Genomic DNA, 21,181 nt, shown 5'->3' on the forward strand with positions numbered 1-21,181 from the left:
TAATCAAAATAAAATGAAGAAATTATTATTCATCTCAGCTATTGCACTTTTAGCGGCATGTTCGCAGAAAAAAGATCCCAAAGCTGAATTAGCTGATCTTAAAAAACAACGTACAGAATTGGACGGAAAAATTCTAAAATTAGAAACCGAGCTAAATGCCAAGGATACAAATAAAGTAGTAGCAAAAGATATTTCCATTTATGAAGTAGCAACAACCAGCTTTAAAAATTACTTGGAAATTCAAGGCAAAATTGATGCGGAAGAAAATATCCAGATCAACCCTGAAGTTCCCGGTGTAGTTACTGCCGTTTACGTAAATGTTGGTCAAAATGTAGGGAGAGGCCAAGTTGTGGCACAACTAGATGATAAGGTTTTACGTCAGAATATTAACGAATTACAGACTCAATTAACTTTGGCAACTAGTTTATATAATAGGCAAAAAAATCTTTGGGATCAGAAGATCGGCACAGAAGTTCAATTTATCAATGCCAAAACCCAAAAAGAGGCTGCAGAAAATCGCATTGCAACATTGCGATCTCAAATATCGATGTATAAAATCAAATCGCCTATTAGCGGAACAATTGACGCCATGGATTTGAAAGTTGGTCAGTCTGTGTCTCCGGGCATGTCTGGTATTAGGGTAATTAATGCTAGCAAACTTAAAGCAAAAGCATTGGTAGCTGAAACATATGCGGGTAGGGTAAGTCAAGGTGGAGAGGTAAACGTTATTTTTCCGGATATTCCGGATAGTATAAAGACAAAGATCAACTTTGCCTCCAAAACAATCGATCAGGCATCAAGAAGTTTTGAGGTGCAGATCAATTTACCATCCAACAAAAAATATCGTCCCAATATGTTGGCCGTTTTAAAAATTGTTGATTATCAAAACCCAAGCGCAATTGTAATACCTGTTTCATCAATTCAAAAGGCAGAGAATGGAGATTTTGTGTATATCGCCGAAAATGGAAAGGCCAAAAAAACAATAATTAAAACCGGAAAAGCTTATGAAGGCAAAGTAGAGGTTTTATCTGGACTTAAAATTGGCGATAAAGTAATTACTGCTGGTGCACAAAATTTGAACGAAGACGACGCGGTTAAGTTCTAAAAATTATTCCATAAACAATTTATGCTTAATCTTAAAATAGATGAAAGACGACTTTAAAAAAGAATTTGGGCCATCAAGTTGGGCCATAGATAACAAAACAGCAGTTTATGTGCTAACGGTTATCATTGCCATCATGGGTTATTTTGGATATGTTGGTCTACCAAAAGAAAATTTTCCAGAGGTAATTATTCCAAAAATATTTGTTTCTACGATTTTTCCCGGAATGTCTCCTGCCAATATGGAGGTTTTGGTAACCAAACAAATTGAGAAAGAATTAAAATCTACCAAGGGGCTAAAGAAAGTTACTTCTAACTCTTATCAGAATTTCTCAATCATAACCGCAGAGTTTAATACCAATGTAGATGTTGCTGATGCGAAACAACGGGTTAAAGACGCAGTGGATAAGGCCAAAGACGACCTTCCTAATGATATGCCAAATGAGCCTACCGTGTCGGATATTAATCTGGCTGATATGCCAATTATGTACGTTAATCTTTCTGGCGATTACGATCTTAAAAGTCTAAAGAAATATGCGAAAGATCTTGAGGATCGGATCGAAAGCTTTAAGGAGATCTCTGGGGTTGATATTATTGGCGCGCTAGAGCAAGAAATCCAGATCAATGTAGACCTCAATAAAATGAGCGCTGCTAAAATATCGTTTACTGATATCGAAAATGCTGTTAAATATGAGAATATGACCATTTCGGGTGGTGATATTACAATGGAAGGCCTTAAGAGAACTTTAAATGTTAAAAAAGAATTTACAAGCGCTGATCAGATTGCCAACTTAACGGTGAAGACACCAACTGGCCAATCTGTTTATTTAAGGGACATTGCCGAAGTTAAAGACAGTTTTAAAGAACAAAATAGCTATGCAAGCTTGTTTGGCAAAAATGTAATTACGCTAAATGTTAAAAAACGCTCAGGTGAAAATTTAATTGAAGCATCAAATAAGATCAATGCGTTGATCAAGGAGATGAAGGAAACTTCATTACCTAAAAACCTTAAAATTACCATTACCGGTGATCAATCGGATCAGACCAGGGTTACTTTGCACGATTTGATTAATACCATTATCATTGGTTTCATTTTGGTAACCATTATCCTAATGTTTTTCATGGGTGTAAAAAATGCGCTTTTTGTGGCACTTTCGGTACCATTATCCATGTTTATTGCCTTTATTACCATGCCATTTTTAGGCGGATTATTTGGCTTCAGTTTTACCTTGAACATGATAGTGCTCTTCTCCTTTTTATTAGGATTGGGTATTGTGGTTGATGATGCGATTGTAGTAATTGAAAATACACACCGGATTTTTAACAATGGAAAAGTGCCCATTGTAAAAGCAGCGAAAGCAGCGGCTGGCGAGGTATTTATGCCGGTACTTTCAGGTACCTTAACTACACTGGCCCCTTTTGTGCCTTTACTGTTCTGGCCTGGAATAATCGGCGAGTTTATGTTCTTCTTACCAGTTACATTAATCATCACGTTGTTAGCTTCATTGGTAGTAGCCTATATTATTAATCCCGTTTTTGCGGTTGATTTTATGGAGATCGAAAATCATGAGGCACCAAAACCCCATTTTGATAGAAAAGTTAAAAAGGTATTGCTGATTATGGGAGGCATTACCATCTTAGCTTATTTAATCGGATTTGGAGTTGGAAATTTCATGGTATTGATGATCCTGTTGTATCTTTTAAATCACTTCTATCTTGAAGGAGCTGTTATCAACTTCCAAAATAATTTATGGCCTCGTTTTCAAGCAAGTTATGAGCGCCTATTAAGAAAGGCTTTGAACTGGCCACGTGCAATGCTATGGGGCACTGTTGGATTATTGGTTTTCACTATTGCGTTAATGAAGGTTGTGCCACCTAAGGTTGTGTTTTTCCCAGAGGGTGATCCAAATTTCATTTACGTGTACTTAAACCTTCCCTTGGGAACAGATCAAGCACATACCAATGAAGTAATTAAAGGCCTTGAGAAAAAGGTAACCGAAGTTGTAGGCAAGAACAATAAAGATGTGTCTTCGATTATCTCTAACGTTACCGTTGGTGTTACCGATCCCCAAGATGAAGATCAAGGAGAATATACCAATAAAGGCAAGATTACAGTTGCATTTGTTGAATATGGTAAACGTACGGGAGAAAAAACATCAGTTTATCTAGATAAGATCAGAAAAGCTGTAAAGGGAGTTCCTGGCGCAGAGATCACAGTGGCCAAAGAACAAGGCGGACCACCAACATCCAAACCAATTAGTATTGAAATTACTGGAGATAACCTGGATTCGCTGGTTAAAACTTCTGAAAACTTAAAGAAATATATCGTTTCTAAAAAGATCGACGGAATAGAAGAGCTGAAGTCAGATTTCTTGAACAACAAACCTGAAATTGTTTTCGAACTTGATCGTGAAAGAGCAAATAGAGAAGGTTTATCATCAGGTCAGATTGGAAGTGATCTACGTACTGCCATTTTCGGAAAGGATATCTCTAAATTTAGGGATGTTGATGAAGATTATGACATTACACTTCGTTCTCAAGCAGATCAAAGAAACAATCTGGACGCTTTAAGAAATATGAAAATGACCTATAGGGATATGGGCATGGGCGGAATTATCAGGCAGGTGCCCTTATCATCTTTTGCAACTATTGATTATGTAAATACCTATGGTGGCATAAAACGAAAACAAGAGAAGAGAGTAATCATTTTATCTTCAAACGTTTTGGCAACTGCAAACCCAAATGAGGTTGTTGCGAAAATCCAAAATGAAATTAATCAGTTCAAAGTGCCAGCTGGAGTTAATGTAGTTATGGCCGGCGAGCAGGAAGAACAATTGGAAACAGCTGCTTTTTTAGGAAAAGCGATGTTAATTGCACTAGGATTAATCTTGATTATTTTGGTTACACAATTTAACTCAATAAGTAAACCAATGATTATTTTGAGCGAGATATTGTTCAGTATTATTGGTGTAATGCTAGGTATTACCATCTTTAGAATGGAAATGTCTATTGTAATGAGTGGAATTGGAATTGTGGCTTTGGCCGGAATTGTGGTTCGAAACGGAATTTTATTGGTAGAATTTACCGATTTACTGATCGAACAAGGGACGAGCGTAAAGGAAGCCGTTATTGAAGCTGGACGTACGAGGATGACACCAGTATTGTTAACCGCAACAGCAACTATGTTAGGTTTAATTCCGCTTGCAGTAGGTTTAAATATAGACTTTACCACATTGTTTACAGAGTTTAATCCACATCTTTATTTTGGGGGGGATAATGTTGCTTTCTGGGGTCCACTCTCATGGACTATGATTTTCGGTCTAGCATTTGCCACTTTCCTAACCTTGATTTTAGTACCTTGTATGTATTTACTTGGTGATGTTAACTCTAAATTAATCAAAGGTTGGTTTAAGAAAAAACCAGAGCGAGTAGATAAATTTTCAACCAATAAATAAACTTACTTTTAAATAAACTTACGAAGTTTTAAAACTTCGTAAGTTTGCTTTCAAACCCCTCTTTAACTTAAAAATTAAAGAGGGGTTTTTATGCATAAGCAATGGCCACCGCCAACACTTAACGCCTACCCTCTACTTAATCGCACTGATTTTGGCTACGATAAACGTAATGAGTAATCCGAAGCAGCCAATTACAGCATACGAATAACGAAGGCTAGATAAGGCAGAAATATACCCGATAAGCGGTGGACCCATTAAAAAGCCAAAATAGCTTACTCCAGAAACCATTGCCAGTGCAATACCGGGAGCCACTTTTGTATTGCTGCCCGCAATGCTGTATACCATCGGCACAATGCCAGACACGCCAATACCAACTAGCATAAAGCCAAGAACTGCCGGAATGATGAAAGGAAAAATAACCGATATAAACATTCCTGTTGAAATGATTACTCCGCTAACCTGCAACAAGCGTTTTCGACCATAGCTAAGGATTACTTTATCGCCTAAAAATCTCCCGGCGGCCATCATAATCATAAAAGAGGTGTATCCTAAAATTACAAGTGTGTGAGGCGCTTTTACAATATCTTTAAAATAAACACCGCTCCAATCAAACATGGCGCCTTCAGTTGCCATACTGCAGAACCCGATAACGCCCAATTGCACCAATACCCCTTGCGGTTTAGTAAATAATTTAGGTTTCGCCGTATCAGTGGGCTTTTTCCATTCTAATAAAAATCGATAATTAATAGAAATATGGATCCAGGCTAAGACGGCGATGATACAATAATGGAAAAACGGCTGAATGTGCAGATTAATCATCAACAACCCAATTAATGCTCCAGAGAAGCCTCCAACACTCCAAGCTCCATGAAATGAAGTCATGATAGGTTTGCCATAATACGTTTCGCCAGCCACTCCCTGTGTATTTAGGGCAATGTTGCAAAGATTACCCGAAACGCCAAATAGGAATAAGCAAAATGCCAATTGCCATCCAGCGCTAGCCAAGCCTAAAAATGTTAAAGCTAAAGCATATAAGGGTGTTGCTATGGTCAACATCCTCCTACTCCCAAAGATGGTGGTTAATCTGCCCGAAAGCGGCATGGTAACTAACTGTCCGAGAGGTAATGCCAACAAAATACTACCGAGCGCAGCATCTGAAAGTTGTAATGTAGATTTTAGATCGGGAATTCTACTTGCCCATGAGGCAAAACAAACTCCCTGACCGAAATAAAATAACGATACCGCTAGCCGTACTCTCTTTCTGCTATAAGGATGGTCTTGAAAGGAAGTGAGTGGAGATGCAGTAGTTTCGGACATAATTGATTCAGTTGAGCGGAGGGCGTCGAGCGTAAGGCGGTTTGGATGCATACCGCACCTTCTATTCTTCCTACTCCCTACCTTTGTCAATACGCTAAACGCCACTCGCTTAGCGCAAAACGCTTAAATATGTATCGCTCTATTCTCGGTTGCAGCCATTGCCGCTTCTTTTAGGGCCTCTGTATAAGTTGGGTGTGCGTGGCAAATTCGGGCAATGTCTTCGGCTGACGCACGGAACTCCATTGCTACTACGGCCTCAGCAATCATATCCGCAGCACGCGGGCCAATCATATGTACGCCCAAAACCTCATCTGTTGCTTCATCAGCCAATACTTTAACAAAACCATCTGTATCCATACTGGCTTTAGCTCTTCCACTAGCTTTGAAGGGGAAAGATCCCGTTTTATATTTCGTGCCCTTTTCTTTAAGTTGTTCCTCAGTATACCCTACAGAAGCAACTTCAGGCCAAGTATAAACTACCCCTGGAATTAAATTATAATTAATGTGTGGTTTTTGGCCAGCAATTGTTTCGGCAACATAGATTCCTTCATCCTCGGCTTTATGGGCCAGCATTGCGCCTGTAATTACATCGCCTATGGCATAAACACCTTGAACAGGCGTTTCTAAATGTGCATTAACAGGAATTTTTTTACCTCTTTCTTCTAGAGAAATTCCAATTTTATCCAAGCCTAAACCCTCACTATATGCCGTTCTGCCCACTGCGACAATGCAATAATCGGCTTCAAATTTTACCGCTTCGCCTTTGGCATTATCTGCGGTAACCGTTACCGTTTTACCTTTGGATGTTGCTCCGGTAACCTTATGGCCCATGAAAAATTCCATGCCTAAGGTTTTCTTTAATACACGTTGAAGTTCCTTGCCCAATCCAGCATCCATTGTAGCAATAATTGAAGGCATAAATTCAATCACTGAAACTTTTGTACCCAAACGGGCATATACAGACCCTAGCTCTAATCCAATTACACCCCCTCCTATTACCACCATGGTTTTAGGAACCTCAGTAATGTTTAAAGCCTCGGTAGAAGTAATGATTCGTTTTTTATCAATCGGCAAAAACGGTAAAGCGGTAGGTTTTGAGCCTGTTGCGATGATTACGTTCTTAGCGCTAATGGTCTCCGTACTGCCGTCACCCTTGGTTACCAAAATGGTATTTTTATCTACAAAAGACCCAAGTCCTTCAAAAGCATCGATTTTATTTTTCTTAAAAAGATAGGTTATCCCTGCGGTGTTTTGGGCTACCACATCATTTTTCCTTGCAATCATCTGGTTCATATCCACCTTCAGATCTTTTAGGTTGATACCATGCGTTGTAAAGGTATGTGCCGCATTATGAAAATGCTCTGATGAATCCAATAATGCTTTAGATGGGATGCAACCCACATTTAAGCATGTTCCACCAAAGGTTTTATATTTTTCTACTACCGCGGTTTTTAAACCCAATTGGGCACAGCGAATGGCACCTACATAACCGCCCGGACCCGAGCCTATAACAACTACATCGTATTGCATAATTCTGAATTTGTTGCAAAGGTAAGCCTAATTAGCTAATTAGCAAATTAGCCAATTAGCTAATTATTGTTGACATATCAACTAATTGTAACTTCTTTATTGAGTATTATTTTTAAACTCTGCAATTTCTATATTTACCTTAAATAACCTCAGATATGAAACGTTTAATTTTTTTTACGGGATGCTGCATTGCATTTCTTTGTTCAGGTATAGATGTATTAGCTCAAGAAACTGATTCAGCTTATGTTAGAAATCATTATACCAAGATAGAAAGACAAATTGTAATGCGTGATGGTATAAAATTATTTACGTCTATTTACATCCCCAGAGATCAAAGCAAAAAATATCCCTTTTTAATTACGCGTACCCCTTACACGGTTGCGCCATATGGCGAAGACAAGTTTAAAACAAGCTTGGGTACTTTTCCGGCCTTAATGCGTGAAGGTTTCATTTTTGTATACCAGGATGTACGGGGCAGATGGATGAGCGAAGGGACTTTTGAGGATATCAGGCCCCAAACCATTAAAAAAGGCAATAAAGCAATTGATGAAAGTACAGATACCTATGATACTATAGATTGGTTAGTAAAAAATATCCAGAACAATAACGGGAATGCAGGAATTGCCGGGATTTCTTATCCGGGATTCTACTCTACTACTTCCCTGCCAAATGCTCACCCGGCCTTAAAAGCGGTGTCGCCCCAGGCACCAGTAACAGATTGGTTTGTAGGAGATGATTTTCACCATCGTGGCACCTTATTTTTAATGGATGCCTTCAGTTTCATGAGTTCTTTCGGGGTACCCCGTCCAAAGCCAATTACTCCAGATAAAGGCCCTAAGGGTTTTACTTTCCCCATTCAGGATAATTATCGCTTTTATCTAGAAGCCGGTTCCATTAAAAATTTAAAAGACAAATACTTTGGTGATAGCATTAAATTTTGGAATGATTTAACCAAACATGCTAATCTGGATACATTTTGGAAGGCGAGATTGATCCTGCCCCATCTTACCAACATAAAACCGGCGGTAATGGTAGTTGGCGGTTTTTTTGACGCGGAAGATGCCTATGGAACTTTTGCCACTTATAAAGCCATAGAAAAACAAAATCCTGGAGCCAATGCTATTCTTGTTGCCGGCCCATGGTTTCACGGGGGCTGGGTACGCAGCAATGGAAGTAGTTTTGGAGATATCCAATTCGGGCAGCCAACAAGCACCTATTACCAAGAAAATTTTGAGCTTCCATTCTTTAAATATTACCTAAAAGGCGAAGGCACTTTTAATCCTGCCGAAGCAAATATCTTTGTTACGGGCAGCAATGAATGGAAGAGATTTAAATCGTGGCCACCTGCAGAGACTGAAAACCGGAATTTATACCTTCAGCCCAATGGTAAACTGGCCTTTACCAAAGTTGGAAGAACCGATAGTTGGGACGAATATGTTAGTGATCCCGCCAGTCCGGTTCCTTACCAAGACGGGGTGCAAGCTAGACGTACACGAGAATACATGATAGACGATCAACGTTTTGCGGCCCGCAGACCGGATGTTAAAACCTATCAAACGGACGTGCTAACAGAAGATATTACCGTTACAGGACCGGTGTTGGCAAACTTAGTCGTATCAACTACAGGGACCGATGCAGATTATGTAGTAAAATTAATAGATGTATATCCAGAAAATACTCCAAATCCAATTCCGAACCCAAAAAATATACTTATGGGGGGCTATGAAATGTTGGTGCGCGGAGAAATTATGCGTGGCAAATACCGTAATAGTTTTGAAAAACCTGAACCATTTGTACCGGGCGCAATTACGAAAGTAAATTATCCCCTACCGGATGTAGCTCATACCTTTAAAAAAGGCCATCGGATCATGATCCAAATCCAGAACTCGTGGTTCCCATTGGCCGATCGAAATCCACAAAAGTTCATGGATATCTATCAGGCAGAGCCGAAAGACTTTCAAAAGGCAACACATAAAATTTACCACGATACATTTAATAGCTCATTTATTACCCTGAGCGTTTTAAAGCCATAACAACATGCTCATCCTTTAGAAACCAAAACAAACATGAAAAAACTATTTTTATCAATTTTAGCTTTGATCCTGCTTGGTCATCAGGCCGATGCACAGTTGGGTGAATCAAAAAAAGGCTTCACACGTGCAGATACACTACGCGGAATGCTCACACCTTTGCGCACCTGTTACGATATCAATTATTATCACCTGGATGTGAAAATTAACCTTGATGATAAATCTGTAAGCGGCAGTAATAAATTTGTATTTACAGCTACCGAAGATTTCAACAAGCTACAATTTGATCTTTTTGCTAACCTTAAAATTGAGAAGATAGTTTATGGAGCTGGGACATTGCCCTATACTCGAGAATTTAATGCAGTGTTTGTATCCTTCCCAAAAACTATTAAAAAGGGCAGCAAGGATAATTTCACTGTATTTTACGCTGGAAATCCGCCTATTGCGAAAAGACCACCTTGGGATGGCGGCTTCATCTTTAGTAAAGATAAAGCCGGCAATCCTTTCGTATCGGTGGCCTGCCAAGGTCTAGGCGCAAGTGTGTGGTGGCCAAATAAAGATCACCAAAGTGATGAAGTTGATAGTATGCTAATCAGCATTTCGGCCCCAAAAGATTTAGATGAAGTGTCCAATGGGCGATTACGCAGCATCGTTGATCAGCCCGATGGCTATCGCCAGCACAATTGGTTTGTAGGTAATCCCATTAACAATTATACCATTGCTTTTCAAATAGGTAAATATGCGCATTGGACGGATACCTACGCGGGCGAAAAAGGTCCATTGAGTATTGATTTCTGGTCGCTAAAAGAAGATAGTGCTAAAGCCCGCCCCCATTGGGACGCAGATGTAAAACCGATGTTAAAAGCCTTCGAATATTGGTTTGGACCGTATCCTTGGTATAATGATGGATATAAACTCGTACAGGCACCACACCTGGGGATGGAACACCAAAGTGCAGTAGCTTACGGCAATCAATTTAAAAAGGGTTATTTGGGCTACGATATGTCGGGGACGGGTTATGGGCTCAAATGGGATTACATTACTGTTCATGAAAGTGGCCACGAATGGTTTGCCAATAACATTACCACCAAAGATATTGCCGATATGTGGGTACACGAAGGTTTTACCAACTATTCAGAAGTGCTGTTTACCGAATCAACCCAAGGCAAAAAAGCAGGGGAAGCCTACTTGATGGGATTGAGACAGGGCATCGGAAATAAATCCCCAATTACCGGACCCTATAATGTAAACAAAGAAGGAGATGGGGATATGTATCCTAAAGGTGCAAACATGATCCACACCATCCGCCAGTTGATAGATAATGATGAGAAATTTAGGCAGATTTTACGAGGATTAAATAAAACCTTTTATCATTCTACCACAACCTCAAAAGCTGTTGAAGCCTATATTTCTAAAGAAAGTGGGCTAAAATTGGACAAAGTTTTTGATCAGTATCTCCACTATGCGAAAATTCCTGTATTAGAATATAAAATTGCGAATGGCTCATTATCATACCATTGGATAACCGATGTGAAAGATTTTGATATGCCGGTTAAAGTTTCGCTCAAAACGGATAGCTATACATTGATTAAACCTACTAATGAGTGGAAAACCATAAAAATTGATGAAAGTATAAATATGGATACCTTTAAGGTTGATCCTAATTTTTATGTGTTTATGAAGAAAGGATCATAAATTGCTATATTGTTGTATCGTTAGCAATGCTTAACCGTTATGTCGGATAACAATATAGCAATAGAACATTACGATAGCAATCGGTACAACAATATTTTCATATTGATGCAACGTTTTACCCAAAACAATCGTCTTATAAGAAAACCCTAAAACAATGAAGAAAATAATTTTATCATTAAGCTTAATTTTTGTGGTTGCAGGAATGGGCTTCCAGCCGATAATGGCATCTAATCCTATATTAAAGGGCATTTCTAAATTGAGTAATGAAGATCGGGATGTAAAGAACTTTAATGCCATTACAGCGGGTGGACCAATTCAGGTAATTGTAACCTTAGGCAATACCGAAAGTTTACGATTTGAAGGAGATGCTGAGGCCATTTCTACCTTAATTACAGAAGTTAAGGGTAATGTATTGATCATCAGACCTGAAATTAGCTGGACAAGTTGGGCCAGAAAGTATCAGAATAAAAAGATAGTAGCCTATGTATCAGCAAAAACAGTTAAAGCATTGGTAATGAGCGGTGATGGGAGCATTACAGTAAAAGGCACAATCAAAGGCCAGTCGCTTGCTACAACCTTGAGTGGATCGGGCAGCATCACCGCAGGAGTTGATGTAAGCAATTTCGCTGGTGTGATGAGCGGCTCTGGAATTCTGAATATTTCTGGCACAGCCGATGAGGCAAATATAACTATTAGTGGTTCTGGAAACTTCGCTAAAAAAGGTTTTACCGTTGGCACTCTTTCTACTGTAATTAGCGGATCAGGCTCTGTTAATATCACTGCCCAAGACAAGATCAATGCTATAATTAGCGGCTCTGGTAGTGTAAACTATAGCGGCAATGCCGAAGTGGAGCAAAGAGTAAGTGGCTCTGGAAGAATTAGAAAAGTATAACGCTTTTAACACACAATAAAGCGCAAGCTCCTCGAGATGATCGGGGAGCTTTATTTGTGACAGGGAGATAAGCTGTAGAATTTGTATATTAGTCTACATAGATTAGGATTAATGAGAATTAAACTCGTGTTTTTATTAGGCATTGTACTAAGCTTAGGATGCTTTAAAGGGAATGACGGAGACCTTCAAATTGCAATTATGGATTATAAGCTTGGCAAACTTACCGTGTGCGAAAAAAAATTGATAGCATATACCACGAAGTACCCAGAAGATAGCAAGGGCTGGAGTTTTTTAGGAACAGTTGAGTTAGAACTCGAACATGACTCCTTAGCCAGTATTGCTGCACAAAAAGCAATAAAATTAAATCCGGAGGATTACAAAGCACTTACCAACCTAGGTGTGCTAGCAAGACATGAAAAAAATTATAACAAAGCTGCCAGTTTTTATCATAAAGCGATAGCGATTAAGCCAAATTATGCTCAGGCCTATATGAGCCTGTTGGTGATTGAGCTCAAAAAAAATAACATCAAAGAGGCGATTGCCCTGGGCGAAAAAGCTGTAGAGCTTGATCCCACACTCTTATCAGCGAAAGCTAATTTAGCCTTAGCTTATCATTATAATAAAAGTTATAAAGAAAGAGATGAGCTTTTTGCTGAGCTTAAAGAAAAAGAATACAACTATATTAACGAGCTTCAATTGTTGTTTAACGGGGAGATGGGAATTGAGGATCTTTAATTTGTGGAAATACCGAGCCAATTACATCCTACTTGAAAGAAATACCTTATGCACAAGTTCCTCTCTATAAAAAAACTGAAAATAACGCTTTTTTTTAGTGCATGCATGTTATGTGGCTGTTCTCCTTTATTAAAAGAAAAGTTTAGCAACAATAAAAACAGATGGGAATTAAAGAAAACCGATGTATTTGAGGTTAAAATTGAGGATGGCAAATTTCATGTTGAGAAATTTCGGAAAAACAAAGAGTATTATGGATGTTTATGGTACCATAAAACCATCCCGAAGTTTAATGCAAACCTCAACTTTTCTATACAGTTTGATGTTCTGATAAGCAAAGCTGATGACGATTTTAATCAATTTGATTTTTCATGGGGTACCCTAGGTAAGGAAAATCTTTTTTATAACTTTTCTTTTTCTCCAGAAGGTTCTTTCCGCTTCAACCGTTTTTCTTCTTTTGAGGCCCCATCTAACCGATGGACACACGAGCCCGTACATTATGATAACTTAGTAAAAAAGGAAGGGTACAATACAGTTAAAATAATCCAAGAAGGAGGTTTATGCCTAATTTATTTTAATGATGTAATCATTTTCAATAATAAAATTAATCCTGTCCCTGGCAATGAGATTGGGTTTCAACATTGTACAAAAACCGCATGGATGCTAGATAACCTCCTCATCAAGAATATTTAGATCACATTAGCATTTAGCTATTCCATGATATTTCATCCACACCTTCGCTCGAGCTATCCTACGAAGTGCTTAAGAAAGGTCTAGTCTATAGATCTAAAGTGTCACTACCAAAAAAATCACTTATTAGAAGCGGGTATAAACAGCCAATTGTGCAACCCTATTTGAAGTATTTCTAGTGGTTCCTTTCACATATTGGTTCAGGTACCCGCCTTCTATATCTAATTTCTTCGAAACACGATATCCAACAGCAATATAAAACCTATTTTGATCAAAAAAGCTATTATTTAATAACTCTTTGTTCTGAATATTGAGAAAAATTTCATCCTGCAAAGCAATAAAAATTCCTTTTTTAAACACTTCTTCATTACCATGTAGTGGCCGTAGTACTCTTATAAAATACCTAAAACGCTGTGCAAATAGATTTTCGCCCATAGCTTGCTCAATAAAACGCTGCTCAAGTCTAAACCTATGGCTTACAAAATTTGCTTTAAATTTGTGGTTAAGCAGGTATTGCTCCCATGTGCGTTGCTCATGAAGCGTTGAGCTGTTAATGCCATTTCTAGTTTCTGTTGAAGCCCACAGGTAACCGGCAGATAATATGTTCGTACTATTTAAGTTATAGGTTATTCCTGGTCTGATCAGAACATTCCTCACATACTCCCAATTATCGGCAGAGCGTAGTTGAACATCTAAAGATAATCCTACCCTATTTTTAATCTTAGTATTATTTACCAGGGTTAACCAGCCAGAGTTCTGGACTATGGTTTGAGCTGAGGCAGAAATGGATATCAATAAAAAAAGGGTAGTTAATTTTATATTTTTCATTAAAGAGATGTTATCTTTTTTACTTATTCTGGTAAGTATTAACTTTAATTTAACACATAGTGATGGGGCAAAAAAAAGCCTTAACTACTGGGTTAAGGCTTTTACCATTAAATTTATAATTAAATGCCTAATAATAATCTCGAAGGATCTTCTAGTAATTGTTTAACACGCACCAAGAATCCAACCGATTCCCGTCCATCAATTATTCTATGGTCGTAAGAAAGGGCAACATACATCATCGGACGGATAACCACTTCTTTATTTTCGGCAATTGGACGCTCTATAATATTGTGCATTCCTAAAATTGCAGATTGCGGGGCATTGATAATCGGAGTAGACATCATAGATCCAAATACCCCCCCATTGGTGATGGTAAAGGTACCACCTGTCATTTCTTCGATAGTTAATTTACTATCTCTAGCTTTAGTAGCCAACTCAACCACTGTTTTTTCGATTTGGGCCAAGCTCATGCTCTCTGCGTTTCTAATAATTGGCACCACCAATCCTTTAGGTGCTGAAACCGCGATAGACACATCCACGAAATCGTTATATACCACTTCTTCGCCATCTATACGGGCATTAACTGCAGGGAAATCTTTTGCCGCCTCACAAACTGCTTTGGTAAAGAAGCTCATAAAACCTAAGCCCACACCAAACTTTTCTTTGAATTGATCTTTATACTTTGCCCTTAAATCCATGATCGGTTTCATGTTTACCTCATTGAATGTGGTTAACATAGCTGTCTCATTTTTTACGGTAACTAAACGTTTGGCTACTGTTTTACGCAATGGCGACATTTTTTCCCTGCGCTCATTTCTTAAGCCCGCTACTACAGGAGTTGCTGTAGGTTTAGCGCTTTCAGCACCGGTAGCTATCGAGGACTTTGGACTTTCTGCTTTCTCCGACTTCAAGGCGTCGTCTTTGGTAATTCTGCCATCAACTCCGGTTCCTTTTACGCTGCCCGTATCCACTCCTTTTTCTGCTAAAATCTTAGCAGCAGAAGGCGATGGGGTGCCAGAAGCATACGATTCCTTAGTCGATAGTCCTGGGTCGGAAGTCTTTGGTGCCTCTTGAATAGGCGCATTAGAAGAATCAGACTTAGGACTAACGACTTCGGCCTTAGAACTACCTTGTCCTTCTTCAATTGAACAAACTACCGCACCAATTGGTAAGGTATCTCCTTCAGCGGCTACTATTTTTAAAGTTCCTGCTTTTTCTGCTGTTAATTCGAAAGTGGCTTTATCAGATTCTAACTCTGCAATAATTTCGTCCATTTCTACAAAATCACCATCGTTTTTAACCCAACGAGATAATACTACTTCTGTAATCGACTCGCCAACAGGCGGAACTTTTATTTCTAAACCCATGATTTGTACTTTTATATGTGTTAAGCATGGAGCAGGGGGCACGGAGCGGTTGAAACTCTATGCAATTTGCTCTATGCTAGTCTATATTTACTAATTTCTTCGTTGCTTTTGCAACAATTTCTTTAACTTTTTCTGTTACTGGAACCTCAAATGCAGCGGCTACGATTGAAGCCTGTTGGTTTGCATGCAATTTTGCATAACCAGTTGCGGTACTACTACTTTCTTCTCTAGAGATTACATCCATTTTGTGGAATGAAGTTTTCCTCAGTTTACGCAATAGGTAAGGCCATGCACCCATATTCTCAGGTTCTTCTTGAACCCAAACCGCTTCTGCAGCGTTTTTATAGCGTTTGTAAACTGCTTCCATCTGTACCAATGGAGTAGGATACAATTGCTCTACACGTACCACAGCCACATCACCCTTCTGGTTTGCTTTTTGTGCTTCCAATAGATCATAGTAGATTTTACCACTACAAAAAACAACACGTTTTACCTGTGTGGCCTTTACATTCTCATCATCTATTACTTCTTTAAATTTACCATTGGTAAAATCTGCCAATGGACTTACACACAGTGGATGGCGCAACAAACTCTTAGGACTAAATACAACCAAAGGTTTACGGAAATCGCGTTTAAATTGACGCCTTAGCGCATGGAAAAAGTTGGCCGGAGTGGTGCAATTAGTAACCTGCATGTTGTAATCTGCGCAGAGTTCCATAAAACGCTCTATACGGGCAGATGAGTGTTCAGGTCCCTGGCCTTCATACCCATGTGGCAAAAGCATTACCAATCCGTTTTCTCTCTGCCATTTTGTTTCCGAACTGGCAACATATTGATCAACAACAATCTGTGCTCCGTTAAAGAAGTCGCCAAACTGGGCTTCCCAAATGGTTAACGCATTAGGATTTGCCATGGCATAACCATATTCAAACCCTAGTACACCGTATTCTGATAAATGAGAATTGTAGATATCAAATTGTGCCTGTTGATCTGAGATATTGGCCAATGGAGTATATTCTTCTTCAGAATCTTCTAAGGTTAACACCGCATGGCGATGGGAAAAGGTACCTCTTTTTACATCTTGTCCACTTAATCTAACCCTTTTTCCTTCAGCTAATAAAGTACCATAAGCCATTTGTTCGCCCATGGCCCAATCAAAAACATGAGTGGTTGTGGCCATTTTAAGTCGTTCATCAAATAATTTCTCAATTTTTTTGAAGAATTTTTTATCGCTCGGCAAGGCGGCAATCCTCTTTGCTACTTCTAAAAATGTCTTTTCTTTAACCGATGTATCTGGCGACGTATCAAAATCTTTTGCAGTTGCAATACGCATATCAGACCATGCACCGCCAAATTTTACATCGCTATAAGTAGAGGTAATCTCTTTTGATTCATTTAAGCGCTCTTGTAAAATACCCTTAAATTGCTTCTCCATTTCTTTGGCCAAACCCGCCTCTAATTCGCCACTCTTGGCAAGTTTTTCAATATAAATATCACGCGGATTTGCATGCTTTTCTATTGCTTTATAAAGTAAGGGCTGTGTAAACTTAGGTTCATCTGCTTCGTTATGACCAAATCTGCGGTAACATAAAATATCTATAAATACATCATTCTTATACTTTTGACGGTATTCCATAGCTAAATTAATCGCATAAACCAACGCTTCAACATCATCTCCATTTACATGGAAAACAGGAGATAAGGTAACTTTTGCAATATCAGTACAATAGGTACTTGAACGTGCATCTTTATAATTGGTGGTAAAGCCAATCTGATTATTGATCACCAGGTGAATAGTTCCACCCGTTTTATAACCTTCTAGGTTTGCCATCTGAATTACTTCGTATACAATTCCCTGTCCGGCAATAGAAGCATCACCATGGATTAGGATTGGTGCTAATCTACTGTTATCACCAGCATATTTGAAATCTATTTTAGATCTCGACATGCCTTCAACCACTCCATTAACAGTTTCTAGATGGGACGGATTAGGGCACAGGCTTAAATGAACACTTTTGCCGCCGTTTGTTGTAACATCAGTAGAATAACCCAAGTGATATTTTACATCACCACCAAATGGCGATTCGGCGCTATAGCCCTTGCCCTCAAACTCAGCAAAAATATCCATATAGGTTTTTTGCATGATATTGGCTAAAACATTTAAACGACCCCTGTGGGCCATTCCAATTACAAATTCTTCAATCCCCAGGGCAGCCCCTTTTTCGATCACCGAATCCAAGGCTGGGATTACCGCTTCGGCACCTTCCAAAGAAAAACGTTTTTGACCTAAGAATTTTGTGCCTAAGAAATTTTCGAAACTTACAGCCTCATTTAATTTCGTTAGAATGCGTTTTTTTTCGTCGATAGAAAACTTTGGCGTATTCCGTTCGGTTTCCATTTTGGTTTCTAACCATTGTAAGATCTCAGGAGTACGGATATATTTATATTCCGCTCCTATAGAAACGCAGTATGTTTGCTTTAAAAAGGCAATGATATCACTCAACTTTGCGGGTACACCAATACCTGTATCCACTGCTGCATTAAAAATAGTATTTAGATCAGTTTGAGCTAAACCAAAATTCTCTATATCAAGTGTTGGGGTATGTTTTCTCCGCTCTCTAACCGGGTTCGTTTTAGTAAACAAATGTCCGCGTTGGCGGTATCCATTAATTAAATTTAAAACATTAATTTCTTTTAAAAAATGCTCAGGAGCTTCTGCACTAACGTTTGCTGCATCCGATCCTCTCCCGAAATCAAAGCCCTCAAAAAATTTCTGCCAACCAAATTCAATTGAATCTCGATCTTGTTTATAGCTTTGATATAATGACTCTATATATTCGGCATTGGCGCCGTTGAGATAAGATAAGTTATCCATTGTGTATTAGTTACGATAAGTATTGCAAAATTAGGATTTTACCTTGAAAAATGGCAATAAACTTCACAATTAAAATGGTTAATTGTTCGAATTGGTTAATTGTCGCAAAGGGATGCCTTTGTCGTTAAATCGACATGTCAGTTGGTTGTTAAGACAGTTAACCTCCCCATAGCTATATTAACAAACAGTTAACTGATTAGCTCAAATCAGGCTCTCACAGCTTGTGCATAAATGCCTTTAGGATCCACAATTTTAAGTTGTTTTTCGAAATCAAAGCTGGTTGTTAATCGCTCGTCATTTCCTACTCCGGCTATATTGGCCCAATTGCCCCAATTACTTGCGGGACTATAATCAAGCAATCGTTCTTCAAAATAGGCCGCACCCATTACCCAGTTTATGGTTAATTCGTAGACCAAATAAGTGGCCACCAATTGTCTGGCCGAATGGTTAATGTAACCAGTGGTGTTTAATTCCTTCATCAACGCGTCAACTAAAGGATGGCCGGTGTTTCCAGTCTTCCACAATTGCAATCTTTCGCTATCATTTAAAGTAAAAACTTTTAATTGAGTATTAAAACCTGAGGGTTTAAAAAAAGTGTTGCCATATTTTTTAAACATAAATCGATAATAATCACGCCATAAAAGCCCAAGTATAATTTGATTAAAATAAGGTTTTAGTCCATAAGATGATTCCGCTTCCTTCATTTTCCAATACACTTCACGGGGTGATAAACAGCCTATTGCTAACCATGCCGAAAGCTTTGACACGATCTCGTTCTTCTTTAGGGCGGCGTTCGCAAGTGCCATCCCTTCCCCTGTATGCAAAAAATCGTGTAAATGCTTGAGAGCCTCTTGTTCGCCCCCTTTAAAATCAGTATTAATTTTAATATCAAGGGCGTCCAAAGTAATAAGCTCACTTAATTTGGGCAAGTTTCCCCATGATTGAACAGCAACAAATTTTATTTTCTCTGGAGTTAAAAAGCAGGGTTTTACGATGGCATCACGTTCAGTTTTTTTCTTGAACTGTGCAAAAACATCTGGAATATCTTTAATGGGAAATGGTAGATCTTCTTTATTGTAAAGCGTATGACCGATAAAATGCTTTAAATTTACTTTCTGCTTCCATAATAGATCTTCGACACGGGTAGACACGGCTGTTTCTTCGCTGGCCACTTCCCGATGGTGATATACTTCTGAAATTTCATTATCGGCAACCAACTGTGGTAAATGATCTTCTGGCTTTCCTTTTAAGATAAGAAGATCACCTCCTAAATTTTGAAAAGCTATTCTAAGTGCAGCTACACTCTCTAATAAAAAATTACTTCTAAGGGCGCCAGTTTTAAGAGTATGGTAACGGGTGGCTTCGTAATGTCTGGGATCGAAAAAATAAACGGGCAAAATCTCATCGGCTTTGGTAATGGCTTCAACCAGCATTTCATTATCATGCAAGCGCAGGTCGTTCCTAAACCAAACCAAAATCTTTTTGCTCATATCCGTAGCCTTTTTATATTGGCTTGCAATTTGCACAATTTGAAGCAAATTACAGTCCAAATGGCGTATTTTTTACATGGCGCTAACATTTTTAAAATAACTAAAAGTTAAAATGAACAAATCGCGGTAATTATTGGTTATTTCTAGTATAATAACCCTTTTTCAGAGGCAAAAAGCAATATTAACTACAAAGCGTTTACTAAAATCATTATCTTGTAAACCTAAACCATATTAAAGTTCTACGCGTTTATTAAGTATGTCGAAAAAAATTCTCATTACCGGGGGTACCGGATTAGTTGGCAAAATGTTAGTTCCTGCATTACAGGCACTTGGTTACGAAGTTTCAATTTTATCACGGAAACAGACTACTATTTATGGTGTGAAAGTTTATTTGTGGGATGTATATAAACAAACAATTGATAAAAAAGCTTTCGATGGTATAGATACCATTATCCATTTGGCGGGCGAGGGCATAGCCGATAAAAAGTGGACTGAGGAAAGAAAAAAAGAAATTATTGATAGCAGGGTATTATCCGCAAAGTTATTGTATGAAACAATTAGGGCTACAAATGCACCTGTAACGAGCTTCATTTCTGCTTCTGCCGTAGGTTTTTACGGAGATAGAAAAGATGAAATCTTAAGGGAAACCAATGAAAGCGGCACCGGTTTTCTACCAGATTGCTGCGTGCAATGGGAAGAAGCCGCCAATGAAGGTATTGAAATGGGCATAAGGGTAGTAAAAATACGGATAGGCCTAATATTAAGCAAAGAGGAAGGTGCACTAGCGGCCATGCAAAAACCAATCAAGTTTTTTATAGGCGCACCACTAGGCAGCGGTAAGCAATGGATGCCTTGGGTGCATCTGGATGATGTAGTAAAAATATTCATAACAGCTGTTGAAAATACGCAACTAGTTGGAGCATATAATGCCTGTGCGCCATTTCCTGTAACTAATAAATTGCTTACTAAAACCATTGCGGGAAAATTAAATCGCCCGGTATGGCCAATTCATGTTCCGAAATTTGTGTTGCGGGCTGCAATGGGCGAAATGAGCATTTTACCTTTAATGAGCAGCAATACAATGGTACAAAAGTTATTGGATACAGGGTATAAATATGAGTATGTTAACTTGGATGCGGCATTAGACTCTATTTATAAGAAACAAACTTCTTAGCTTTT

The 21,181-nt window shown here is 38.6% G+C and carries 14 protein-coding genes; 8 read left to right on the forward strand and 6 right to left on the reverse strand.

Translation table 11 applies throughout. The features are described from left to right. Positions 1-13 precede the first annotated feature (13 nt). Together AC6H0V_RS11740 and AC6H0V_RS11745 are read left to right on the forward strand one after the other, a co-directional pair. A complete protein-coding gene (locus AC6H0V_RS11740) occupies positions 14-1,105 on the forward strand; it encodes an efflux RND transporter periplasmic adaptor subunit (protein WP_497560367.1) in 1,092 nt (363 codons plus the stop codon). 40 nt (positions 1,106-1,145) lie between these two features. After that, positions 1,146-4,556: an efflux RND transporter permease subunit gene (locus tag AC6H0V_RS11745; protein WP_497560368.1), complete on the forward strand. Its 3,411-nt coding sequence runs from the start codon at positions 1,146-1,148 to the stop codon at positions 4,554-4,556. A gap of 132 nt (positions 4,557-4,688) precedes the next feature. Here AC6H0V_RS11745 and AC6H0V_RS11750 read toward each other — a convergent pair whose 3' ends face one another. Together AC6H0V_RS11750 and lpdA are read right to left on the reverse strand one after the other, a co-directional pair. Next, positions 4,689-5,873, reverse strand: coding sequence for an MFS transporter (locus AC6H0V_RS11750; protein ID WP_497560369.1), 1,185 nt, complete (start codon positions 5,871-5,873; stop codon positions 4,689-4,691). 123 nt (positions 5,874-5,996) lie between these two features. Next, entirely contained in the window at positions 5,997-7,403 is a 1,407-nt protein-coding gene (gene lpdA / locus AC6H0V_RS11755; RefSeq protein WP_497560370.1) for a dihydrolipoyl dehydrogenase, read from the reverse strand. 155 nt (positions 7,404-7,558) lie between these two features. Here lpdA and AC6H0V_RS11760 point away from each other — a divergent pair, with 155 nt between their 5' ends. The 5 genes from AC6H0V_RS11760 (at position 7,559) to AC6H0V_RS11780 (ending at position 13,445) form a co-directional block, all read left to right on the forward strand. After that, positions 7,559-9,436, forward strand: coding sequence for a CocE/NonD family hydrolase (locus AC6H0V_RS11760; RefSeq protein WP_497560371.1), 1,878 nt, complete (start codon positions 7,559-7,561; stop codon positions 9,434-9,436). A 33-nt stretch (positions 9,437-9,469) separates the two neighbouring features. After that, the gene (locus AC6H0V_RS11765) at positions 9,470-11,128 is read left to right on the forward strand and encodes a M1 family metallopeptidase (protein WP_497560372.1); all 1,659 of its coding nucleotides are present in this window, start codon (positions 9,470-9,472) and stop codon (positions 11,126-11,128) included. A gap of 154 nt (positions 11,129-11,282) precedes the next feature. After that, positions 11,283-12,020, forward strand: a complete 738-nt coding sequence (locus tag AC6H0V_RS11770; RefSeq protein WP_497560373.1) for a head GIN domain-containing protein — start codon at positions 11,283-11,285, stop codon at positions 12,018-12,020. Positions 12,021-12,131: 111 nt separating this feature from the next. Next, positions 12,132-12,755 (forward strand): tetratricopeptide repeat protein, encoded by a 624-nt coding sequence (locus AC6H0V_RS11775; RefSeq protein WP_497560374.1) that lies wholly within the window; start codon positions 12,132-12,134, stop codon positions 12,753-12,755. 48 nt (positions 12,756-12,803) lie between these two features. Further along, a complete protein-coding gene (locus AC6H0V_RS11780; protein ID WP_497560375.1) occupies positions 12,804-13,445 on the forward strand; it encodes a hypothetical protein in 642 nt (213 codons plus the stop codon). 123 nt (positions 13,446-13,568) lie between these two features. Here AC6H0V_RS11780 and AC6H0V_RS11785 read toward each other — a convergent pair whose 3' ends face one another. The 4 genes from AC6H0V_RS11785 to AC6H0V_RS11800 form a co-directional block, all read right to left on the reverse strand. After that, positions 13,569-14,270 (reverse strand): DUF2490 domain-containing protein, encoded by a 702-nt coding sequence (locus AC6H0V_RS11785; RefSeq protein ID WP_497560376.1) that lies wholly within the window; start codon positions 14,268-14,270, stop codon positions 13,569-13,571. 119 nt (positions 14,271-14,389) lie between these two features. Beyond that, entirely contained in the window at positions 14,390-15,637 is a 1,248-nt protein-coding gene (odhB, locus tag AC6H0V_RS11790) for a 2-oxoglutarate dehydrogenase complex dihydrolipoyllysine-residue succinyltransferase (protein ID WP_497560377.1), read from the reverse strand. Between the two features lie 76 nt (positions 15,638-15,713). Next, entirely contained in the window at positions 15,714-18,512 is a 2,799-nt protein-coding gene (locus tag AC6H0V_RS11795; RefSeq protein WP_497560378.1) for a 2-oxoglutarate dehydrogenase E1 component, read from the reverse strand. Positions 18,513-18,718: 206 nt separating this feature from the next. Further along, positions 18,719-20,002, reverse strand: coding sequence for a DASH family cryptochrome (locus AC6H0V_RS11800; RefSeq protein ID WP_497560379.1), 1,284 nt, complete (start codon positions 20,000-20,002; stop codon positions 18,719-18,721). Between the two features lie 256 nt (positions 20,003-20,258). Between AC6H0V_RS11800 and AC6H0V_RS11805 the strand changes: the two genes are divergently transcribed. Next, entirely contained in the window at positions 20,259-21,176 is a 918-nt protein-coding gene (locus AC6H0V_RS11805; protein WP_497560380.1) for a TIGR01777 family oxidoreductase, read from the forward strand. Positions 21,177-21,181: the final 5 nt, after the last annotated feature.

This window comes from Pedobacter sp. NO84 (genome assembly GCF_059703915.1).